Genomic DNA, 18,596 nt, shown 5'->3' with positions numbered 1-18,596 from the left:
ACCACCGCCTCCGCCGCCGCCACCGCCGCCTGGGGTGCTGGCGGCAGCGTTGGCGGTCGCTTGATAAGTGCTCATCGTGGTGGCCGCTTGGACCCACATCCGGGCGTAGTCGGCCTCGTTCAAGGCGATCGGAATCGTGTTGATACCAAAGAAATTCGTCGCAACCAAAGCGGCGTGGGTGGCGTGGTTGGCGGCCAGCTCGGCCAGGGTCGGCATGGCCGTCAGCGCTGCGGAGTATGCGGCCGCCACCACCTCGTGCCGGGCCGCCGCCTCGGTACTGACGGCGCCGGCTAGCATCAGCCACTCCAGGTAAGGACCGTGGGCGGCGGCGTAGGTCATCGCCGTCGGACCTTCCCAAGCCTGTTGCGCATCGGCCAGAACCGCGGTGAGTTCGGTTGCGGCCAACTCGTATTCGACGCTGAGTCCCGTCCAGGTCTGAGCCGCGGCCAACAGCGGCCCCGGACCCGGTCCGGTGCTCAACAACGCCGAATGCACTTCCGGAGGCGACGCCATCCAGATGGGGCCAAGCATTTGTTAGGCACCCGAATATGCCGTGGCTGCCGTCGCGTCTGAAGCGGCGTAGCTGGCTCCTGCCGCGGCGACACCGATGCCCGCCCGGCCCAACACCTCGACACCGTCGGCGACGACCGCCTCATGCTGGCCGCCCTCCGAGCTGAACTGCAATGCCGCCTGCACCGACACCGGGTCAACCGCGGGTGGCAGCACCGTCGAGATCACCGGGGCTGCCGCCGCGTGTACGGCCGCCAGCCGAGCGGCGATAGCCTCGACCGCAGCACTGGTTGCGGCCAAGCCTTCGGGCACCACCCGCAAAGTCATGAGCTGTTTCCGGTTGCCATCCCGATAGCCCAGGCGATTGCCCAGCCCAGCAGCCCTGCGGCCAGGCCGAAACCCAGATGGAACCACAACTTCTCGGGTACGAACATCAACGAATCGGTCACAGCGACCAGGTGGATCGGCGCGGCGGCGAGCACTGCCAACTGTCGGCGCGCCACGGCAGCTACCAGATAGAGCAGGATCGCCGCGGCCAGGTAGCGCGTGCTGCCGTGTATCGCGACGGTGGCGATTGTCGCAGCGGCTCCGACCGCCAGCACCGTCGCCCGACGGTGGGTGGCCAGGACTACCGCGACCAGCAGGGTCAGCCAGATCAACCCGCGGTGTCCCGGCAGTCCCATCGGAATACGAATATCCGCGTAACCGACGATCGCGACGACGGCCAGCACCGGAAAGGCGATCTCCCGGGTGATGCCTGCCGCGCGCGGCGTCAGTGTCCCACGCACCCGGTAGACCGGCGTCCGCGTTGTCCCCTGTGACGTCACGTGCGGAACATTACTCCTAATTGATCCTCAGATGCGGATGTTTTCCTGCATAATTCCTGTACATGCGGAGAGCGGCAGTTCTGGTCTCAGTTCTTGTGGCACTAGGCGGTGGTATCGACGCATGCGCGACGGCGCCCGACGGCCCAGCTCAGCTCGCCGTCCAGCAGAACGATCGGGTGCTGACTCTGTTCAGCCTGGATCAACTGCTGAGCTTGCCGCAGGTCGACGTCGAGACACCGCATTCCGGCGGTGCGCAGGTCCAGCAGGGACCGACGGTGCGCTCCGTTCTCGATGCGACGGGCGTCACGAGCGTTGACCGGGTACGGGCAGAGGGCCGCGACCCAGCGCAGACCCTCGGTGCCAACGAGCTCACCGATGCGATCATCCTGAACGTGACTAAGCGAAATACCCTCAAACTCACCGGAACTGGATTGCCGCGTGATCGGTGGGTGCGCGACGTCACCAAACTTGTGGTCAACCCGTGAGCCTGGCCATGGACGGTGTCGACCTCCTGATCGGCATCGACGACACCGACGATCTACGCGGCCCAGGCACGGGACGCCGGGCGCGTGCGCTGCTGGTTGAGCTCGCGGAGGCGGGGCTGGGAACCGCTGCCGGAGCTACCCGCCACCAGCTACTCGTCGACGACCGGATTCCGTACACGTCGCACAATTCCAGCGCATGCCTGGCCTGGCGAAGTGCCGGGCAGGACCCGCAGGACGTGCAGGCAGAGGTTATTGAACTTGCCGGGCGCTTCCTCGAACGGGTTTGTCCGCCGGACGCCGATCCGGGGCTGGCGGTGGTTATTCCGAGTCAACTTCGGGATGCCGCGGCGCTGATCGATTTCGGGCGTCGCGCCAAGCGAGAAGTGCTGCGTACCAACCAAGCTCGCGAGCTCGCCGTGACGCTCGGCGTACATCTTTCCGGACATGGCGGCACCCAGGACGGGGTGTTGGGCGCGTTGGCTGCGGTCGGTTTGCACATATCGGGAAACGACGGGCTGTTCATTACCTTGCCTGGTCTCTACGAACTGCCCAACGAGTCCACGATTGATGATCTACGTGCGCGCATCCCCCTCGATGATGCACGTGACGGCGGCCACCGCCGGCCCAGCTCCGGGGAGCCAATTGAGTTGGGCGACTGGGTACATCCGGTGTTGCTCGACGGTCGCAGTGTGCTGTTGTTGGAACCCCCTCGCGAGTCCTGCGGTGGTCGACGGTGGCGGACCGCGCCGCGGGCGATCGTGAAACAACACTGATCGACAGTAGGATTCGTTCGTGCCGACGCTACGAATCCGGGAAGCAGCAGAGTTGCTCGGCGTGAGCGACGACACCGTACGCCGGTGGATCCAGCAAGGTGCATTGGTTGCCGAACAGGACAGCTCCGGGCGCAAAGTGATTGCCGGTGACGTCCTTGCCGAATTCTGGCGCACCAACGCACCGCCATCCCCAGCCAATCCGCTTGGCGTCGGCAGTTCCGCACGCAACCGCTTCGTCGGGCTGGTGACCAAAGTGCTTGCCGACAAGGTAATGACGCAGGTCGAAATGCAATGCGGGCCGCACACCGTCGTCTCCCTGATGAGTACCCAAGCCGCACAGGAATTGAAGCTCGAGCCCGGCAGCGTCGCCGTAGCGGTGATCAAGGCAACCAACGTGATTGTCGAAGTGCCCGAGCAGAATTCGTAACCTGCGCTCACGGTGGATCGTCGTGCTCTTCTTTCTCCCTGTCGGGTTTGAGTGCTCGTTCGGGATGATGCATGCAATTGACGCGTGGGCGTCCGTATTCGAGCTGTTCGGGTGGTATCCATTCGGTTTGGCCGTGGGCGTTTCTGCGGGTGATGTAGTTGCGTAGCTCGACGAGGCGATTGTCGGGTCCGCAGGCCAGGGTGAGTTCGTCGATGTGGGTGCGGCGTTTGGCGAACCAGCCTTCGAGGTGATGGACCTGGGTCCAGTAGCCGGGGACCGTACACCCCGGGCGGGTACAACCGCGGTCCTTGGCCAACAACACCAGCCGTTGCTCAGGGGAAGCGATCCGCTTGCCGTGATAGAGCGCCGCGGTTTTGTCTTCGTCGAAGACCGCCAGGTAGTGGTGCGCGGGCTGGCACAGCCGGATCACTTCAGACATCGGCAACAGGGTGCCCCCGGCGGTCAACGCCCGCCCTGCCCCGGCCTCGAGTTCGGCCAAGGTGGTGGTGATGATGATCGAGGTCGGCAACCCGTGATGCTGGCCCAGCTTTTTCGACTTCAGCAGCTCGCGAAACCCGGCCTGCAGCGCGTCGTGGTTGCGTTGAGCCTGATCGCGGCTGTCCCGATCGACCGCCGCCGCCGAAGCCCTACCGGTGAGCACCGGGTTTTCATCGGCGTGGTTGCACATGCCCGGGGCGGCCAGCTTGGCCAGCACCGGTTCCAGGGTGGCCCGGCACTCGGGGGTGAGGTGCCCGCTGATCTTGGACATGCCATCGGGTTGCTGTTTGCCAATGGTGATGCCGCGCTTACGGGCCCGCGCGGGAGCGTCTTGGGGGTTGAAGTCGCCGTCAGGCTTGAGGCAGTCCTTGAGGACCCGCGCGTACTCGGCCAGCTCATCGGGGCGAAACCCACTGGCGATCAACGCCAGATCGGCCTCGGCCTTCTCCCGGCCGATGGCATCGACATGTTCGGGCAGCTTGGCGAAGAATTGCCGGATCACCGCGACCTGAGCCTGGCCAATCTCACCGCGCCGCTCCGCAGCCGCGACTGCAGGCAATACCGGCGCCAACGGTGCACCCGTCAGCGCGCGACGCGGACCTAAATCGGCGGCCTCGGCGATCCAGCGCCTGGCCTCGGATTTGGTGACGCAACCGATCCGCCAACGCCTGGTCCAACGCGCCCCCTAACTCCGCAGGACTCGCCACCGACCCCAATTGATTGATCACCGCATGCCCGGGCACCCGCAACTTACGCACCACCCGCTGCAGACTCTTCATGATGCCCAGCAACTCCGCCGCAGCCGGCGCATCAAACGTCAACTCACACAATCGATCCGCACACACATCAAGCTCACCCAACGCCGCGGCGATCTGCGCGTATGTGCTCGAACCCACGCGCCCAATTCTACGAAGACCCACTGACAAGAACCGTTCGTGCCCGGACGAAACGTCTTCGCGGAGTTGACCAATCCCCCGCCCAACTAGTTGTCGCGCAGAGCCGGGCAAAATTTACATTGTCCCCCAGACAGATGCGCAAGTGACAGCTGGGACTCGCGCCGGCAACTCAGAGCGTCTCGTCCAACTCACCCAGTCGGTCGGTCAGTCGCAGATTCTCCGAATAGTCAACCGGGCACGCGATCAGCGACACACCGTCATCGTCGAGTGCGGCGCGCAGCGTGGGCAACAAGTCTTCGGCCTTCTCGATTCGATATCCCTTGGCGCCGAAGGCTTCTGCGTAACTCACCACATCCGGGTTGCCGAATGATATGTGGTGATGCTCACCGAGCTCGAGGTCCATTTTCCACTCGATCAGCCCGTAACCGCCGTCCTCCCAGATCAGCACCACCAACGGAATCTTCTCCCGCACCGCAGTTTCGATCTCTTGGGAGTTCATCAGGAACGCGCCATCACCCACCACCGCCAGCACCTTGCAATCCGGGCGCGCGAGCTTGACTCCCAATGCACCCGGCAGAGCAAACCCCATGGTGGACAGGCCATTTGAGATCAGACAGGTGTTGTGCTCATAGGTTGGATACAGTCGAGCCATCCACATCTTGGTCGCGCCCGTGTCGACCAGCACCACGTCGTCGCGTCCCAACGCTTCTCGCGTGTCGGCGACCACCCGCGCAGGCGCCAACGGGTATCGCGAATCCTGTTGTCCCCGAGCGAACTCCTCGGCCAACAAACCGGATCCGGCCACCTCGGCGTCGTCGAAGCGGTGCCCGGACAGCGCGTCGGTCAGCTCATTCAACGAGTCGCTGATGTCCCCGATGATTCCCACTTCCACCGAGTAGTGCATGTCGACTTCGGCGGGGAAACGATGAATGTGGATGATCTTCTTGTCGGAGTCCGGGTTGATCCGCACCGGGTCGAATTCCTGCAACTCATAGCCCACCGCGATCACCGTGTCGGCGTCGTCGAATCCGAAGTTTACGTAATCGTGCCGCATGAACCCCAGCGTCCCAATGCTGTTGGGATGATCATCCGGCATGACGCCCTTGCCGTGGAACGTGTTGGCGACGCGGACCCCGAGCTCTTCGGCGAACCGCACCAGGGCGGCGGTCGCATTGCTTCGTGCGGCGCCGTGCCCGGCCAGCACCACCGGTCGGGCCGCGTTGCGCAGGACGTCAACGGCCCGGGCCACCTGTCGCGGCGCCGGCGCGTCGGCGCGCACGACGTTCCGCCGCAACGGCGCCAGGTCCGGATAGTCGTCGGCGTCGGCGTCGATGTGCTCGGGAACCGCCAGATACACCGCGGCCGGACGTTCCGTCTCGGCAACCTTGAACGCCTTGCGGACCATCTCGGGTATCGCATGCGCGGTAGGGATCGCGGCCGCCCACCGGGTGATCGGAGCGAACATCGACACCAAATCGACGTACTGATGCGACTCCTTGTATTCGCGGTCCTGGCCGACCTGGGCGGAGATGGCGACCACCGGGGTGCTGTTGGTGGTCGCATCGGCGACGCCGAGTTGCATGTTGATCGCTCCGGGACCCAACGTCGCCGACACCACCCCGGCCCGCCCGGTGACGCGGCCGTACATTTCGGCCATGAACGCCGCGGCCTGTTCGTGCCGGGTCAGCACGTAGCGGATGTCGGAAGCCGCCAAGGCCTGGATAAATCGGATGTTCTCTTCGCCGGGTAGACCGAAGACGACGGAAACGCCCTCGTTTTCCAAGCACTTGACGATCAGTTCAGCTGCTGTGGACATCCGCCACCTCCGTTTGGCCACGATAGTGGCAGGCTAGATATCAGAGAGATTGGAACAACCCCGACGAAACGCAGATGAAGGAGGGCCAGCGTGCCCATCGCCACCATCAACCCGGCCACCGGCGAGACCGTCAAAACCTTCACCCCCGCAACCGACGACGAAGTCGAAGCAGCGATTGCGCGCGCCTACGAGCGCTTCCACGACTACCGCCGCAACACCACCTATGCCCAGCGCGCCGAGTGGGCAAACGCCACCGCCGACTTGTTGGAGAAGGAAGCCGACGAGACCGCGGCGATGATGACCCTCGAGATGGGCAAGACGCTGTCCGCGGCGAAGGCTGAAGCCATCAAGTGCGCCAAGGGCTTTCGCTACTACGCCGAGAACGCCGAAGCGCTGCTCGCCGACGAACCGGCCGACGCCGGGCAGGTCAACGCATCCCAGGCATACACCCGGTATCAACCACTCGGCGTGGTGCTGGCAGTGATGCCGTGGAACTTCCCGCTGTGGCAAGCGGTGCGGTTCGCCGCGCCGGCGCTGATGGCCGGCAATGTCGGGCTGCTCAAGCACGCGTCGAACGTGCCGCAGTGCGCGCTCTATCTCGCCGACGTCATTTCCCGCGGCGGCTTCCCGGACGGCTGCTTCCAAACACTGTTGGTCGGGTCTGCCGCCGTGGAGAAGATCCTGCGCGATCCGCGCGTCGCCGCGGCCACTCTGACCGGCAGCGAACCCGCCGGCCAGTCGGTCGGCGCCATTGCGGGTGATGAGATCAAACCGACCGTGTTGGAACTCGGCGGCAGCGACCCCTTCATCGTGATGCCGTCCGCGGATCTGGACGCAGCGGTGAAAACGGCCGTCACCGGACGGGTACAGAACAACGGACAATCCTGCATCGCGGCCAAGCGGTTCATCGTCCACACCGACATCTACGACGAATTCCTGGACAAGTTCGTCGCGCGGATGGAGGCGCTGAAGGTCGGCGACCCGACCGACCCCGACACGGACGTCGGACCGCTTGCCACCGAGTCGGGTCGCGACGAGATCGCCGAGCAGGTCGAGAACGCCGCCGCCGCGGGCGCAACGATCCGAACCGGCGGTAAGACCCCCGACCGGCCTGGCTGGTTCTACCCGCCGACCGTCATCAGCGATATCACCAAGGACATGTCGCTCTACACCGAAGAGGTGTTCGGTCCGGTCGCCTCGGTGTATCGGACGGCTGACATCGACGAGGCGATCGAGATCGCCAACGCCACCACGTTCGGACTGGGCTCCAACGCGTGGACCCAGGACGAAGCCGAGCAGCAGCGCTTCATCGACGACATTGTGGCGGGCGCCGTCTTCATCAACGGGATGACGGTGTCCTACCCGGAGTTGCCGTTCGGCGGCGTCAAGCGGTCAGGCTATGGCCGGGAGTTGGCGGGCCTGGGCATCCGCGAGTTCTGCAACGCCAAAACGGTCTGGGTGGGCTAACGTTCCCGCCGCGAGCAGACGCAGAGTCGCACTGATCAGGCCGATTTCGTGCGACTCTGCGTCTGCTCGCCGAGGGAAAAGTGTGGCTAAACGGCGGCAAGCGCGCGCTCGTCCTCGTTGGCGAAATCGTCTTCGAGCTGCACCGGCGAGTAGTCCAGGTCGATCTCGCCGACCGGGCGGCCGCGGGCGCTGCTGATGGTGCCGAACCGGCGCATGCCCTTGTCCATGGAGTAGGACAACATGTCCTCCTGCGACAAGTCGAACGGCGGGTTTTCCCCGTACAGGGCAAAGCCGTCTCCGGTCAGGCGCAACGCCATCGGAATGAGCTCGTTCATCCGGTTCTCGAAAACGGTCCAGTTGGCGTCGTCGGCGGCGACGTGACGGCGGCAGGTGAACGTGCCCCAGGCCATGTGCCGGCGTTCGTCGTCACCGATGCGCCGGACCAGTTCCTGCATACCGGGCAGGATGCGCCGCTCCACGCAGATCTTGTTCCACGCGTAGTAGCCGGTGAGCGCCAGCATGCCTTCGACGATGTGGTTGTAGGTAACCGATGCCCGCACCTGCGCGGCCGGGGACGCATCGTCGGTCAACGCGTTGAGGCAGGCCGGCAATTCCTCGTAGAAGATCTCCCGGTAGGTGGGCAGGTCTTCGAGGTACCCGTGCAGATCGCCGGTCATTCCGACCGCGTCGAGCCACATCCGGAACACCTGAACGTGCTTGGCTTCCTCGAATGCGAACTGCGTTAAATACATCTCGTCGCCGAGGCGCCCCTCGGCGCGCATCGCGGCCATGAACGGCTGAATGTCCTCGGTCACGGCCTCCTCACCGGCGATGAACTGGGCGCACAGTCGGGTGGCGTAGTCACGCTCGGACTCCGTGAGCTTCTCCCAGTCCTCCCGGTCGCGGGAGAAATCGATGTCGGCGGGGTTCCAGAACTTGGCGTTGCCACCGGCAAACAGCTTGAGCGGCAAGCTATCCCAGTTGAGGCCGCCGGCAACCATGGAGCCGGAATGGGTACGTGTCATGTGATCTCCTCTGACAGGGTCGGCTCGGGGCTGATGGCCGAAGTGCGGGGCGAGAAGGCATCGGAGAGCACCGCGACGAGTCTGCGCACCGCCAGCGCCGGCTGCTCCGGGGTGGGTTCGTCGAGACCGAGAATCGGGTCCAGGCCGCGCATGTACGGCGCCAGCGCCAGGTGCGGGAAGATCATCAACAGCAGCGACAGCAGTGCGTCCGTATCGCAGTCCTCCCGCAGGTCTCCGCGGCGCAACGCCTCGGTGACCAACGGCCGCAAAACCTCCAGGTAATGGCGGTGAATGACGTTGCGCACGCTGATGCGGGCATCGGTGTCGACCTCGAGCGTGGCCGCGGCGTGCAGGGCGCGTTCCCGCGGATGTTCGGCATAGTAGGCAACCCAGGCGTCGAGCAGTTCGGTGAGGAAGTCGAAGAACGGACGAGTCGGATCCAGTTCGCGAATGACGCCTTCCACGTAATTGCGCACCCGCTGGCTGGCGACGTCGGCGATGAAGGCGTAGAGGTCGCGCTTGTCCGCGAAGTATTGGAACAGGCTGCCCTTGGCGACGCCGGCGCGCCGGGCGATGACGTTCAGGCTGCCGTTGGAGAATCCATGGGCGCCGAATTCGGCCTCCGCGGCTTCGATTACGGCGGCTCTACGTGCTGGGTCGACGCGGGCCCAGGTAACTGTTGGCATAAAGCCCCCTCGCAACAGATATGACCACTGGTCATTCTACTGTGAGGGCCGTCACAGTCAAGCCGACCGGGTGAGCAGGCCCGCGCGAGCGCTCAGGGCCGCATCTCGTAGGCGCCGTTGAGCGGCAGCACGAACTCCTGCCACACCTTCTCGTAGCGAGCCGGGTCATTGTTCGGGCGCCGGATCATCCGCAGCGCGAAGCGCGCCTGCTCATCGGTGGTGGCGGCCTTGTCGTTGAGTTCGACGGCGTAGCTGTTGAAGTCGCGGACCAGCAGAGCGAAGATCTCGTCGATCAGTGCCTCGTCCACACCAGAAAGCGCCGCCTCCTCCAGGATCAGCTGGGCGTACGGCACCAACGCGAAAATCTGACCCACGCCGAACGCGAAATCGATGTCCTTCTGCTGCGCGGCATCCGGGGTTGCCGACGCCAGCATCTCGGCAAGCACATCGGTCTGCTCGCGCAGCAGAGCGACATTCGGCAGATGGGCGTAGCTGTCGAAGGAGGCCCGCCAGTCGTGGAAGCGCACCTTGCCCAGACCGCCCGTCGGTCCCTGGTTGAACAGGAACGTGTCGTCGGCGTCGTCGTCGCGGCGGCCGATCTGCGGTAGCGCGGCATCCGGGGCGAACAGGAAGTTGGGCATGAACTTCGCCAGCAACCCGATATTGATGTGGACGGTGCCCTCCAGCCGGGGCAGCATGCCGATCTCCTGGGCCACCGTTTCGAAGAACATGTCCTTCTCCACGCCCTTGGCCGCGATCACGTCGAACAACGCGGTGATGACGCGCTCCCCCTCGCTGGTCACCTTGGCCTTGGTCAGCGGGCTGTAGAGCAGGTAGCGACGGTCTTCGGCGGCGGCGCTGCGCATGTAGTCCGAGGCGCGGGTGCACACCAGGCGCATCGCGACCAGGCGCGCGTAGGCGTCGGTGAGTAGGCGCCGCACGTGGCTGAAGTCGGTGACAACGGTGCCGTAGAGGTGACGGTTGGCGGCGTGCGTGATGGCCTCGTAGAAAGCGTGGGTGCACATGCCGACAGAGCCCCAACCCAGGTTGTATTTGCAGACGTTGACGGTGTTGAGCGCGGCGTGGAAGGCGCCCATGCCCCGGTGCAACAGGTCGGCCTCGGTGACGGGGTACTCGTTCAGCGCGTAGTTCGCCACGTAGTTCTGCGAGTTGACCACGTTCTTCTTGCAGTCGTAGCGGTCGTCTTGAGAGTCGGCGGAGAAGAAAACGTATTCAGAATCCTTCGAGCCGTCCTCGATGCGGCCGAAGGTGGAGACCATCCGGGCGACGTTGGCGTTGCCGATGTAGTACTTCTCGCCGCTGGCGGTCCAGCCGTGCTCGCTCGGGGTCAATATCATGTCGGTCTGGTAGACGTCGGCGCCATGCGCCTTCTCGGACAGACCGAAGGCGAACACCTCGCCCTGTTCCAGCTGGGCGGCGGCCTTGCGTTTGGCGTCCTCGTTGTCGCTCATCCAGATCGGGCCCAGTCCCAGGGCCGTCACCTGGAACGGGTACCAGTAGCTCAACCCGTAGAAGCCGATGATCTCGGCGAACTCGCTGATCCGGTAGGTGTCCCACCGGCAGTCCGGTGCGCCGTACTCGGCCGGGGTCAGCAGCGACGCAAAAATGCGGTTTTCCGCGATGTGGTTCAGGAAGTCGGTGTACCAAGCGCGCTCGTGGGCGTCGTGCTTGAGCTTGGCCTTGCCCCGCTTCTCGAAAAAGTCGACCGTCGCCTGCATGATCTCGCTCGACCGCGCGTCCGGGTACTTGCGTTGCAGGTTGTTCGGGTTGAGCAGCATCAGGGGGCTCCAGAGCGGGTCGAGAGGGGGGCAGGACGGGTAGACCGTACTGCAACGGCGCCACCGGTGGAGCACGAGCCGACAAAATCGGCACTGTTGGCCGACCACCAAACCGACCTAGCATCAAAGGCGTGTCAGAACTAAATACTGCTCGGGGAACAATCGATACCGCGGATCTCGGCGTCACGCTCATGCACGAGCACGTGTTCATCATGACCACCGAAATCGCGCTGAACTATCCCGACGCCTGGGGAGACGAAGAAAAGCGGGTGGCCGATGCCATCGCCCGGCTCAACGAGTTGAAGGCCCGCGGCGTGGACACCATCGTCGACCTCACCGTCATCGGGTTGGGCCGCTACATCCCCCGCATCGCCAGGGTGGCCGCGGCCACCGAACTGAATATCGTTGTGGCGACCGGGCTTTACACCTACAACGACATTCCCTTCCGGTTCCACTACGAAGGCCCCGGCGGGATGCTGGACGGCCCGGAAATCATGACCGACATGTTCGTCCGCGACATCGAGCAGGGCATCGCCGACACCGGCATCAAGGCCGGGATCCTCAAGTGCGCCACCGACGAGCCCGGCATCACCCCCGGCGTCGAACGGGTGCTGCGCGCGGTCGCCCAGGCACACAAGCGCACCGGGGTGCCGATCTCCACCCATACCCACGCCGGGTTGCGACGCGGCCTCGAGCAGCAGCGCATCTTCGAAGAAGAAGGCGTGGACCTGACCCGGGTGATCATCGGGCACTCCGGCGACAGCACCGACGTCGGCTACCTCGAGGAGCTCATCTCGGCCGGCTCCTATCTGGGGATGGACCGGTTCGGCATCGACGTGATCCTGCCGTTCGAAGAGCGGGTGGGCATCGTGGCCACCATGTGCGAACGTGGGCACGCCGACAAGATGGTGCTCTCGCACGACGCGAACTGCTATTTCGACGCGTTGCCCGAAGATCTGGTCCCGCAGATGGCACCGAATTGGCATTATCTGCATATCCACAACGACGTGATTCCCGCTCTCAAGCAACGCGGTGTGACCGACGAGCAGCTGCACACCATGCTGGTCGAGAACCCCCGTCGCATCTTCGAAAGACAGGGCGCCTATCAGTGACAGTCGCGCCGATCGGAACCCAGATATCGCGACTGGCCGACGCAGCCCCGGACAAACCGGCCGTCAGCTGCGACGGACGTACCATCACCCGCGCCGAGCTCGACCAGTCCACCAACCGGCTGGCCCGCGCCTACGCCGAGCGCGGCGTGCGCGTCGGCGACTACGTGACCATCCTGCTGCCCAACTCGGTGGAGTGGGTACAGGCCACGGTCGCTTGCTGGAAGCTGGGCGCGGTGCCCCAGCCGCTGTCCCCGCGGTTGCCGGACGCCGAGTTGCTTGATCTGCTGGAACTCAAGCCGCGGGCACTGCTGGTCGGACGGGCCGACCCTCGATCTCAAACACCCAGTGTGCCAACGGGATTCACACCCGATGACTATTCAGACGCCGAGTTGCCGGAGGCAGTGTCGCCGACCTGGAAGTCGTTGGCCTCCGGCGGCAGCACCGGGCGTCCCAAACTCATCGAAGCCGGCGGCGACAGCCGCGTCCCGCCGGCCATCGGGTACCCGCTGGGTGCGCAGGAAGGCGACACCACGCTGGTACCGGTGCCGTTGAGCCACAACACCGGGTTCACCACCGCGACAATCGCATTGCTGATGGGTCACCATCTGGTGCTGCTGCCGCGGTTCGACCCGCACGAGTTCCTCCGCCTGATCGCCGAGTACCGGGTCACGTTCCTGACCACGGTGCCCACGATCATGCAGCGGGTGTTGCCGGTCTACCACGCTGATCCGGATTCCTATGACCTGTCCTCGATCCGACGGTTCTGGCATGTCGGTGCGCCGTGTCCGCCGGCCGTCAAGGAAGCCTGGATCAAGCTGCTGGGCCCCGAGGCGCTCTGGGAGCTTTACGGTGGCACCGAACTTCAGGCGTTGACGTTCATCTCCGGTGAGCAGTGGCTGGCCCACCCCGGATCGGTCGGCCAGGTGGTCAGCGGGGAGATGAAAGTGCTTGACGACGACGGCAACCCGTGTCCGCCCGGTGTCGTCGGCGAGGTCTACATGCGCCCTAGTCCGGGCAGCGCGGCGACGTACCGGTACGTGGGCGTCAAGGCCAAGAGCCGCGACGGTTGGGACTCCCTGGGCGACCTCGGCTATTTCGACGCCGACGGGTTTCTGTATCTGTCCGACCGCCGCGTGGACATGTTCACCGTCGGCGGCCGCAATGTGTACCCGGCCGAGATCGAGAATGCGCTATCCGCGCATCCGGAAGTGTTGTCCTGCTTGGTCGTTGGCGTTCCCGACCCAAATTCAGGGGACCTCGGACAGGTGCCGTACGCACTGGTCCACACCGTGTCCGGATCGACCCTGGACGAGGCCGCCGTGCAGGAGTTCCTGGGCGAACGGCTGACGGCCTACAAAGTGCCACGTACCGTGGAATTCGTTGATACCCCGCTGCGTGACGACGCCGGCAAGGCGCGCCGTTCAGCGGTTCGTGACGGAGTCATCGCGCGATTGCGTGTTGGGGGGGCCTGATGCATGTCACGCAGTACTCCGCTTTGAGCGATGTCGGTTGCGAACGTTCCGACAACCAGGATCGCTGGGGCGCGGACGTCGACCAGCGTCTGTTCATGGTTGCCGACGGCGTGGGCGGCAGCCGCGACGGCGCACTGGCCGCCCAGGCGATGATCGACAGTCTGCCCCGCTACGTCGCTCATCTCCTGCCGGCCGACCAGCGCGGCGAGCCTGATGCGGCCGAGCGGCTGGGCCGTGCGATCTCGCGACTATCCGACGATCTGCACACCAAGTCGCAGACCGATGAGCGTCTTGCCGGTGCCAACAGCACGATGGTGGCCGTGGTGGTCGCGAGCTCGCGCGCGTTGGTGGCGCATCTGGGCGACAGCCGCGGCTACCTGTTCCGCGGGGGAGAATTACAGCAGCTGACCCGGGACCACACGCTGGTGCAGTCCCTGGTTGACGCGCAGCAGATCGAACCCGAGGACGCCGGCGGCTACCGGGTCCGCAACGTGGTGACGCGCTACATGGGGATGAAGCCCCCGGCGAACGCTGATTCCAGCGCGCTGGACCTGCAGGCCGGCGACCGGCTGCTGTTGTGCAGCGACGGTCTGCACGGCGTCGTCGACCAGGACACGTTGACCCGAATCCTGGCCAAGCACAACGATCCCGGCGAGGCGTGCGCGGTGCTGATCGAGGCGGCCAAGGCAGCCGGCGCGCCGGACAACGTGACAGCGCTGGTAATCGACATTTCTGGCGACTAGCCCGGGTGACCGGCATTCGGCGCTCGCGGGTTACCCCAAGTTGGGCATCCGGTCGCGCGCCGGGTCATCGTTCCGGACGTCACCTTGGCGCAGCGCTGCCGACAGGCCGCCACGTGATCGGATACCGAGCTTGCGGTACACGCGGCTGAGGTTCATTTCCACCGTCTTTGCGGAGACGAACAACTCGGCGGCGATCTGCTTATTGGATTTTCCGGTCGCCGCCAATTCTGCGACGCGCGCCTCGGCGGCGGTCAAGGACTGTCCGTCACCGCGGGCACTGTCCAGGCGGGTGAGTTCCGATCGCGCCCGCGACGCCCACAGCGGTGCACCCAGGCGGTCGAATGTCTGCAGTGCCGCGCGGAGCGATGTTGTGGCTTCCTGTCTGCGGCGGCGTCGTCGCTGCACCTGACCCAGGAGCAGTTGGGTGCGGGCGGTTTCGAACGGCATGGACAGCGTCTGGTGGTGCGTCATTGCCCCCACCGCCGCCTCCTCGGCACCGGGAAGGTCATTCACCGCGGCCAGAAATAGCGCTCGGCCGCGAGCGGCGACTGCGAGCATCCAACTACGACTCAGCCGAGTTCCGTTCTCCTGCAGGGCCGTTATTAGACGGTCCGCCTGTTCGACACGGCCCAGGCCAACTAACGCTTCGATCGCGTCGGGGAGGTGGCCACCTGTCATGATCTCGGTGCCGTGGGCGGGATCGAATCTTCCCAGCAGTGGTTCCAACACCTCGATGGCCGCGCCGTAATCGCCCGTCGACACTTCGACGAACGCCAGCGTCGCAGTGGGCGCGTCGGCAAGGTAGGGAGCGCCGATCTCATTTGCTGCGTCGATCGCGGCATTGGCAGCGGATCGAGCGTCGGCTTCGCGACCTTGATAGGCAGCGACTGCAGCCTGCCAGCCCCACGCCGTGACCAGCAGGTGGCGGCCGCCCATCTGTTCCGCCCGCTCGACTGCGTCGCGGGAAGCTTCTGCCGCGTCGGGGTAGCGGCCCAGCCAAACATTGATGGCAGCGATGTGATTGGCAGCCCAGATGATCTCGAATTCGTTGCCGCTGTTGAGCATTCGGTGCCGCACAGCACTCATCCGGTTGTGCGCTTCGGACAGATCACCGGTCCAGGCGCAGATCATCGCCTGCACCGCGCTGGCTTGGTACCAAGTGGTCGCACCACCGTGCGGATCCTCTAACTCCAGCGCAGTCAACAGAGACTGGCGGTCCACGCCCTGGCCGTGCACGAACGTGACGGTGACCCATATCGACAGCGCTCGGCTGCGCAGTTCAGGTATACCGAGTCGCTCGGCGAGAGCGACCGCGATTCTTGCGTACTCGACGGCATGGTCGATGCGTCCTGTTATCACCGTTGCGGCGACCAGGCGCAGTAGGGCATACAGGCGCAATTCGGTGTCGTCCTCGGCCTGGTCGACAGCTTGAACGAATGCTTGTACGGCGGCTGCCGTGTCGTCGCTGTAGCCGAGTACAGCACCGAGGAGCAGCAGCGCCGCGCAGCGCACAGCCCCCGGAGGCAAGTTGTCGATCGCCGGCTGCAGCAGCTCGCGCGCCGCCCTCAGGGAACCTGACCGGAAGTGATGTTCGGCAGCCCGAACCCGCCGCTGTGGGGTGTCATCACCCAGCCGAATGGCCAGTTCGCTCAGCTCCGCGGCCGCGGCGAAAGCGCCCCTTCGGGCGCTGGCGTCGGCCGCAGCGTCAAGAGCCGAAAGCGTGGCAGCGTCACTGGCCGTCGCGGCCAGCGCCAAGTGACGTGCCCTGACTTCCATTTGATCGACGACCGAGGCGAGCCTTCGGTGCATGGACCGGCGACGTGCGGGGCTGGCGGCGGTGTAAACGCCTGTGGCGTACATAGGGTGGTTGAACCGTAGGTGGTGACCGTCCAAGGCGATGACGCCGCGACTCTCCACACTTCCCAACAACGTGACCACGTCGTCCGCCGGCATACCGGCGGCACGACTCACAGACTCCAGGGTCGGCGCCTCGATGCACGCCGCGGCGAGCAATACCTCCGCAGTTTCCTCGCCGATTTCACCGATTTTTCGGCGCACCAACGCAGCCAGGCTGTCTGGCAAACCCCGCGTACCAGCTGGCACGCTGCCGACCGCGCTGGCCAGTTCGATCGCGAACAGCGGATTCCCACCGGAAACCTCGTGAATACGGGTAATCGTCGGGTGCGGCAGCGGGTGGCCCAACCGGGCCGTAACAATCGCGTGCGTATCCCCGAGGCTCAACGGCCGCATGCACACGCCGGCGAGGGTCTCGGGATTTCGAAAGTGCAACCAGGACCGCAAGTCCGCAGCGTCTGGATCATCCGTTCGTAAGCTCAGCATCATCCCTATCGGGCCGGTGAGCCGCCGCCCGCAGAACCCGATCACCGCGCGACTGGACGCGTCCAGCCATTGAATATCGTCGACGACCAGCAGGATCGGATCTTTCGCGCTGATGCGCTCGACCACCGACAAAAAGGCGGTGGCCACTGTGCGTTCGTCGGTGGCCGGGCCTTCCCCGCTGATGCCACCGACGCACGCCCGGTCCAGTGCAAGCCGAAGCAGAGTGGGCAATTCCGCGAACGCCGTGACATCGACTTCTCTCATCAGGTCCGCCACCGCAGCGTAGGCGTACGACGCCTCAACGGGCGAGCCGTGCGCGGACAGCACGCGAAACCCCTGGTCCTGAGCTTGGCCGATCGCATCGAGCAGCAACGTCGTCTTGCCGATACCCGCCGCGCCCTCGACCACCAATCCCGCCGGACCATGTCGGGCGCGCGTCAGCAGATCCGCCACCGCCTGCGTCTCAGCCGGCCGGTTCGCAATCCGTTCCGCCACGTGAGCATTCTCGCAGTACCGCGAAACGGCTTGCGCCGGAACGTGCTCGGCTAGAAGCGCGATTGTCGATCAGCGCGCCGGTGATCGACATTCTGCAACTAGCGGCCATCACAAGGCCTGCATATTTTTCTTCAGCTTGGCCACGAGCCGGTCAGCGGCGGTCTGCGCCTGATAGGCGACGTCGTTGCCGCACACCAGCACGTCGATGATGTACTGCGCCTCCGCACGCAACGCATGCTGGCAGGTGTATTTCGAATCGACCGGCGACGACTTGGCGGTCAGCGCAGTATCGGACTGGTTGATCCCAGACATCTTCCAGGTCCCTTTGGACCCATCCGCATACGTCGTCGAATACGTCTGGCGCAGACAGTCCTGCCACGCCTGCGCAACCTTGTCCATGTACCGGCGAACCGCCTCCGGTGTGTCCAGCGCGGTAAGTCCCTCGGCTGCATAGTGCATGCCTTGACCTTTCGGCGACGAGGCGCTGATCACCCGCGTCGCCAGCCAGTTGACACCGATATAGGACCCGGGCGCCGCAATCGTGGACGCGCCCTCGCAAACGGCAGGGTCGACCTCGGCCGGCTTTTCACCCATCCGGCCGGTGAAGTTCGTCGTCACCAGCGCGGTGTCGCCGACGGCTGAGCGTAGTTCGGCTTCGCTGAGTAGCGAGTTGGTGATGCCTGGCGCCAACGGCGTGCCATGTTCGGCTTTGGTGCCGCCGCTGTCCCCCCCGCTCTTGACGATGGCCGTCACGACGATCACCACCACGGCGGCGATCGTGATCAGCGCACAGACCAACACCTTTCGGTTCATGAGGTCCCCAAGATCTGCGAAACGATGGTGTTCGCCTTGTCACCGACACTCGTCCCGTCGACACAAACGAATGCCTGCGCGATGGTGGCGCCCGCCGCGGCAACGACCTGTTGGCATTGGAAATTCGGGATGGTCGGGTACTTGAAACTTACGGCGATTCGCTTGCGCCCGTCCGCCACGATCGTTGCCGTCGCCTTCGATCCGCCCACCTCGTGCTCTTTGCCGTCGCAGGCGCGCCAGGATTGCAGCCGTTGCTGCAAGAACCGACTGGCCGCATCGGCCGAGGGCGCTTTGGCGATCAGCTGATCGGCGCTGCTGCCGAAATCTTTACCGGTGGCGTGCAGCGTCTGCCCGTCGACCGTGTCCACACCGATCGCGGCGAAAGCCGCCTTGATGTTGGTGCCCCGGACCC

General features: G+C 65.0%; 17 protein-coding genes and 1 pseudogene. 7 read left to right on the top strand and 11 right to left on the bottom strand.

Annotation, left to right across the window (positions count from 1 at the left end; all coding sequences use genetic code 11):
- From A5634_RS24100 to A5634_RS24090, 3 genes are all read right to left on the bottom strand, one after another.
- Nucleotides 1-531: PPE family protein (locus A5634_RS24100; protein ID WP_172831775.1), on the bottom strand; the 531-nt coding region annotated here is incomplete at its 3' end.
- Between the two features lie 3 nt (nt 532-534).
- Nucleotides 535-837: a PE family protein gene (locus A5634_RS24095; protein WP_065146548.1), complete on the bottom strand. Its 303-nt coding sequence runs from the start codon at nt 835-837 to the stop codon at nt 535-537.
- Nucleotides 834-1,337, bottom strand: coding sequence for a hypothetical protein (locus A5634_RS24090; RefSeq protein WP_253861874.1), 504 nt, complete (start codon nt 1,335-1,337; stop codon nt 834-836). The genes A5634_RS24095 and A5634_RS24090 overlap by 4 nt, the downstream gene beginning before the upstream one ends.
- A gap of 80 nt (nt 1,338-1,417) precedes the next feature.
- On the opposite strand from A5634_RS24090, the gene A5634_RS24085 reads away from it, so the two are divergent.
- From A5634_RS24085 to A5634_RS24075, 3 genes are read left to right on the top strand one after another with little or no spacing between them, the layout of a single operon-like run.
- A complete protein-coding gene (locus tag A5634_RS24085) occupies nt 1,418-1,822 on the top strand; it encodes a hypothetical protein (RefSeq protein WP_172831776.1) in 405 nt (134 codons plus the stop codon).
- Nucleotides 1,823-1,830: 8 nt separating this feature from the next.
- Nucleotides 1,831-2,595 (top strand): hypothetical protein, encoded by a 765-nt coding sequence (locus tag A5634_RS24080; protein WP_065146549.1) that lies wholly within the window; start codon nt 1,831-1,833, stop codon nt 2,593-2,595.
- Nucleotides 2,596-2,614: 19 nt separating this feature from the next.
- On the top strand, nt 2,615-3,022 hold the full coding sequence (locus A5634_RS24075) for a TOBE domain-containing protein (RefSeq protein WP_065146546.1): 408 nt from the start codon (nt 2,615-2,617) through the stop codon (nt 3,020-3,022).
- A 7-nt stretch (nt 3,023-3,029) separates the two neighbouring features.
- Here the strand turns inward: A5634_RS24075 and A5634_RS24070 are convergent.
- Nucleotides 3,030-4,416: pseudogene (locus tag A5634_RS24070) on the bottom strand (HNH endonuclease signature motif containing protein).
- A gap of 169 nt (nt 4,417-4,585) precedes the next feature.
- Complete coding sequence (locus tag A5634_RS24060) at nt 4,586-6,232, bottom strand: acetolactate synthase large subunit (protein WP_065146543.1); 1,647 nt, start codon at nt 6,230-6,232, stop codon at nt 4,586-4,588.
- 90 nt (nt 6,233-6,322) lie between these two features.
- Here A5634_RS24060 and A5634_RS24055 point away from each other — a divergent pair, with 90 nt between their 5' ends.
- Nucleotides 6,323-7,699, top strand: a complete 1,377-nt coding sequence (locus A5634_RS24055) for an NADP-dependent succinic semialdehyde dehydrogenase (RefSeq protein ID WP_065146542.1) — start codon at nt 6,323-6,325, stop codon at nt 7,697-7,699.
- 86 nt (nt 7,700-7,785) lie between these two features.
- On the opposite strand, the gene A5634_RS24050 is transcribed toward A5634_RS24055, so the two are convergent.
- From A5634_RS24050 to A5634_RS24040, 3 genes are all read right to left on the bottom strand, one after another.
- Nucleotides 7,786-8,724 (bottom strand): R2-like ligand-binding oxidase, encoded by a 939-nt coding sequence (locus A5634_RS24050; RefSeq protein WP_065146541.1) that lies wholly within the window; start codon nt 8,722-8,724, stop codon nt 7,786-7,788.
- On the bottom strand, nt 8,721-9,410 hold the full coding sequence (locus A5634_RS24045; RefSeq protein WP_065146540.1) for a TetR/AcrR family transcriptional regulator: 690 nt from the start codon (nt 9,408-9,410) through the stop codon (nt 8,721-8,723). Before A5634_RS24045 ends, A5634_RS24050 begins: the two co-directional genes overlap by 4 nt.
- A 92-nt stretch (nt 9,411-9,502) precedes the next feature.
- Nucleotides 9,503-11,209, bottom strand: a complete 1,707-nt coding sequence (locus A5634_RS24040; protein ID WP_065146539.1) for an acyl-CoA dehydrogenase family protein — start codon at nt 11,207-11,209, stop codon at nt 9,503-9,505.
- Between the two features lie 131 nt (nt 11,210-11,340).
- Between A5634_RS24040 and A5634_RS24035 the strand changes: the two genes are divergently transcribed.
- Genes A5634_RS24035 through A5634_RS24025 form a run of 3 tightly spaced genes read left to right on the top strand, consistent with a single transcriptional unit; the run spans nt 11,341 to nt 14,536 of the window.
- Complete coding sequence (locus tag A5634_RS24035) at nt 11,341-12,321, top strand: phosphotriesterase (protein WP_065146538.1); 981 nt, start codon at nt 11,341-11,343, stop codon at nt 12,319-12,321.
- The gene (locus A5634_RS24030; protein WP_065146537.1) at nt 12,318-13,793 is read left to right on the top strand and encodes an AMP-binding protein; all 1,476 of its coding nucleotides are present in this window, start codon (nt 12,318-12,320) and stop codon (nt 13,791-13,793) included. Before A5634_RS24035 ends, A5634_RS24030 begins: the two co-directional genes overlap by 4 nt.
- Nucleotides 13,793-14,536, top strand: a complete 744-nt coding sequence (locus A5634_RS24025) for a PP2C family protein-serine/threonine phosphatase (protein WP_065146536.1) — start codon at nt 13,793-13,795, stop codon at nt 14,534-14,536. Before A5634_RS24030 ends, A5634_RS24025 begins: the two co-directional genes overlap by 1 nt.
- Nucleotides 14,537-14,566: 30 nt before the next feature.
- Here A5634_RS24025 and A5634_RS24020 read toward each other — a convergent pair whose 3' ends face one another.
- The 3 genes from A5634_RS24020 to A5634_RS24010 form a co-directional block, all read right to left on the bottom strand.
- On the bottom strand, nt 14,567-17,371 hold the full coding sequence (locus A5634_RS24020; protein ID WP_065146535.1) for a helix-turn-helix transcriptional regulator: 2,805 nt from the start codon (nt 17,369-17,371) through the stop codon (nt 14,567-14,569).
- Nucleotides 17,372-17,479: 108 nt separating this feature from the next.
- Nucleotides 17,480-18,184 (bottom strand): sensor domain-containing protein, encoded by a 705-nt coding sequence (locus A5634_RS24015; RefSeq protein ID WP_065146534.1) that lies wholly within the window; start codon nt 18,182-18,184, stop codon nt 17,480-17,482.
- On the bottom strand, nt 18,181-18,596 hold a 416-nt coding region (locus tag A5634_RS24010; protein WP_155769697.1), incomplete at its 5' end, for a sensor domain-containing protein. The genes A5634_RS24010 and A5634_RS24015, both read right to left, overlap by 4 nt.

Origin of the sequence: Mycobacterium asiaticum, assembly GCF_001673365.1 — a bacterium.
Taxonomy (GTDB): Bacteria; Actinomycetota; Actinomycetes; order Mycobacteriales; family Mycobacteriaceae; genus Mycobacterium; species Mycobacterium asiaticum_A.
Note: the sequence above shows the minus strand (reverse complement) of the source record. Positions and strands in the feature narration are given on the sequence as shown.

What these genes read in the sequence shown, in the direction of transcription:
- A5634_RS24095 (WP_065146548.1), bottom strand. Translation starts at nt 837, where the DNA reads ATGACTTTGCGGGTGGTGCCCGAAGGCTTGGCCGCAACCAGTGCTGCG.
- A5634_RS24080 (WP_065146549.1), top strand. Translation starts at nt 1,831, where the DNA reads ATGGACGGTGTCGACCTCCTGATCGGCATCGACGACACCGACGATCTA.
- A5634_RS24060 (WP_065146543.1), bottom strand. Translation starts at nt 6,232, where the DNA reads ATGTCCACAGCAGCTGAACTGATCGTCAAGTGCTTGGAAAACGAGGGC.
- A5634_RS24050 (WP_065146541.1), bottom strand. Translation starts at nt 8,724, where the DNA reads ATGACACGTACCCATTCCGGCTCCATGGTTGCCGGCGGCCTCAACTGG.
- A5634_RS24045 (WP_065146540.1), bottom strand. Translation starts at nt 9,410, where the DNA reads ATGCCAACAGTTACCTGGGCCCGCGTCGACCCAGCACGTAGAGCCGCC.
- A5634_RS24040 (WP_065146539.1), bottom strand. Translation starts at nt 11,209, where the DNA reads ATGCTGCTCAACCCGAACAACCTGCAACGCAAGTACCCGGACGCGCGG.
- A5634_RS24025 (WP_065146536.1), top strand. Translation starts at nt 13,793, where the DNA reads ATGCATGTCACGCAGTACTCCGCTTTGAGCGATGTCGGTTGCGAACGT.
- A5634_RS24015 (WP_065146534.1), bottom strand. Translation starts at nt 18,184, where the DNA reads ATGAACCGAAAGGTGTTGGTCTGTGCGCTGATCACGATCGCCGCCGTG.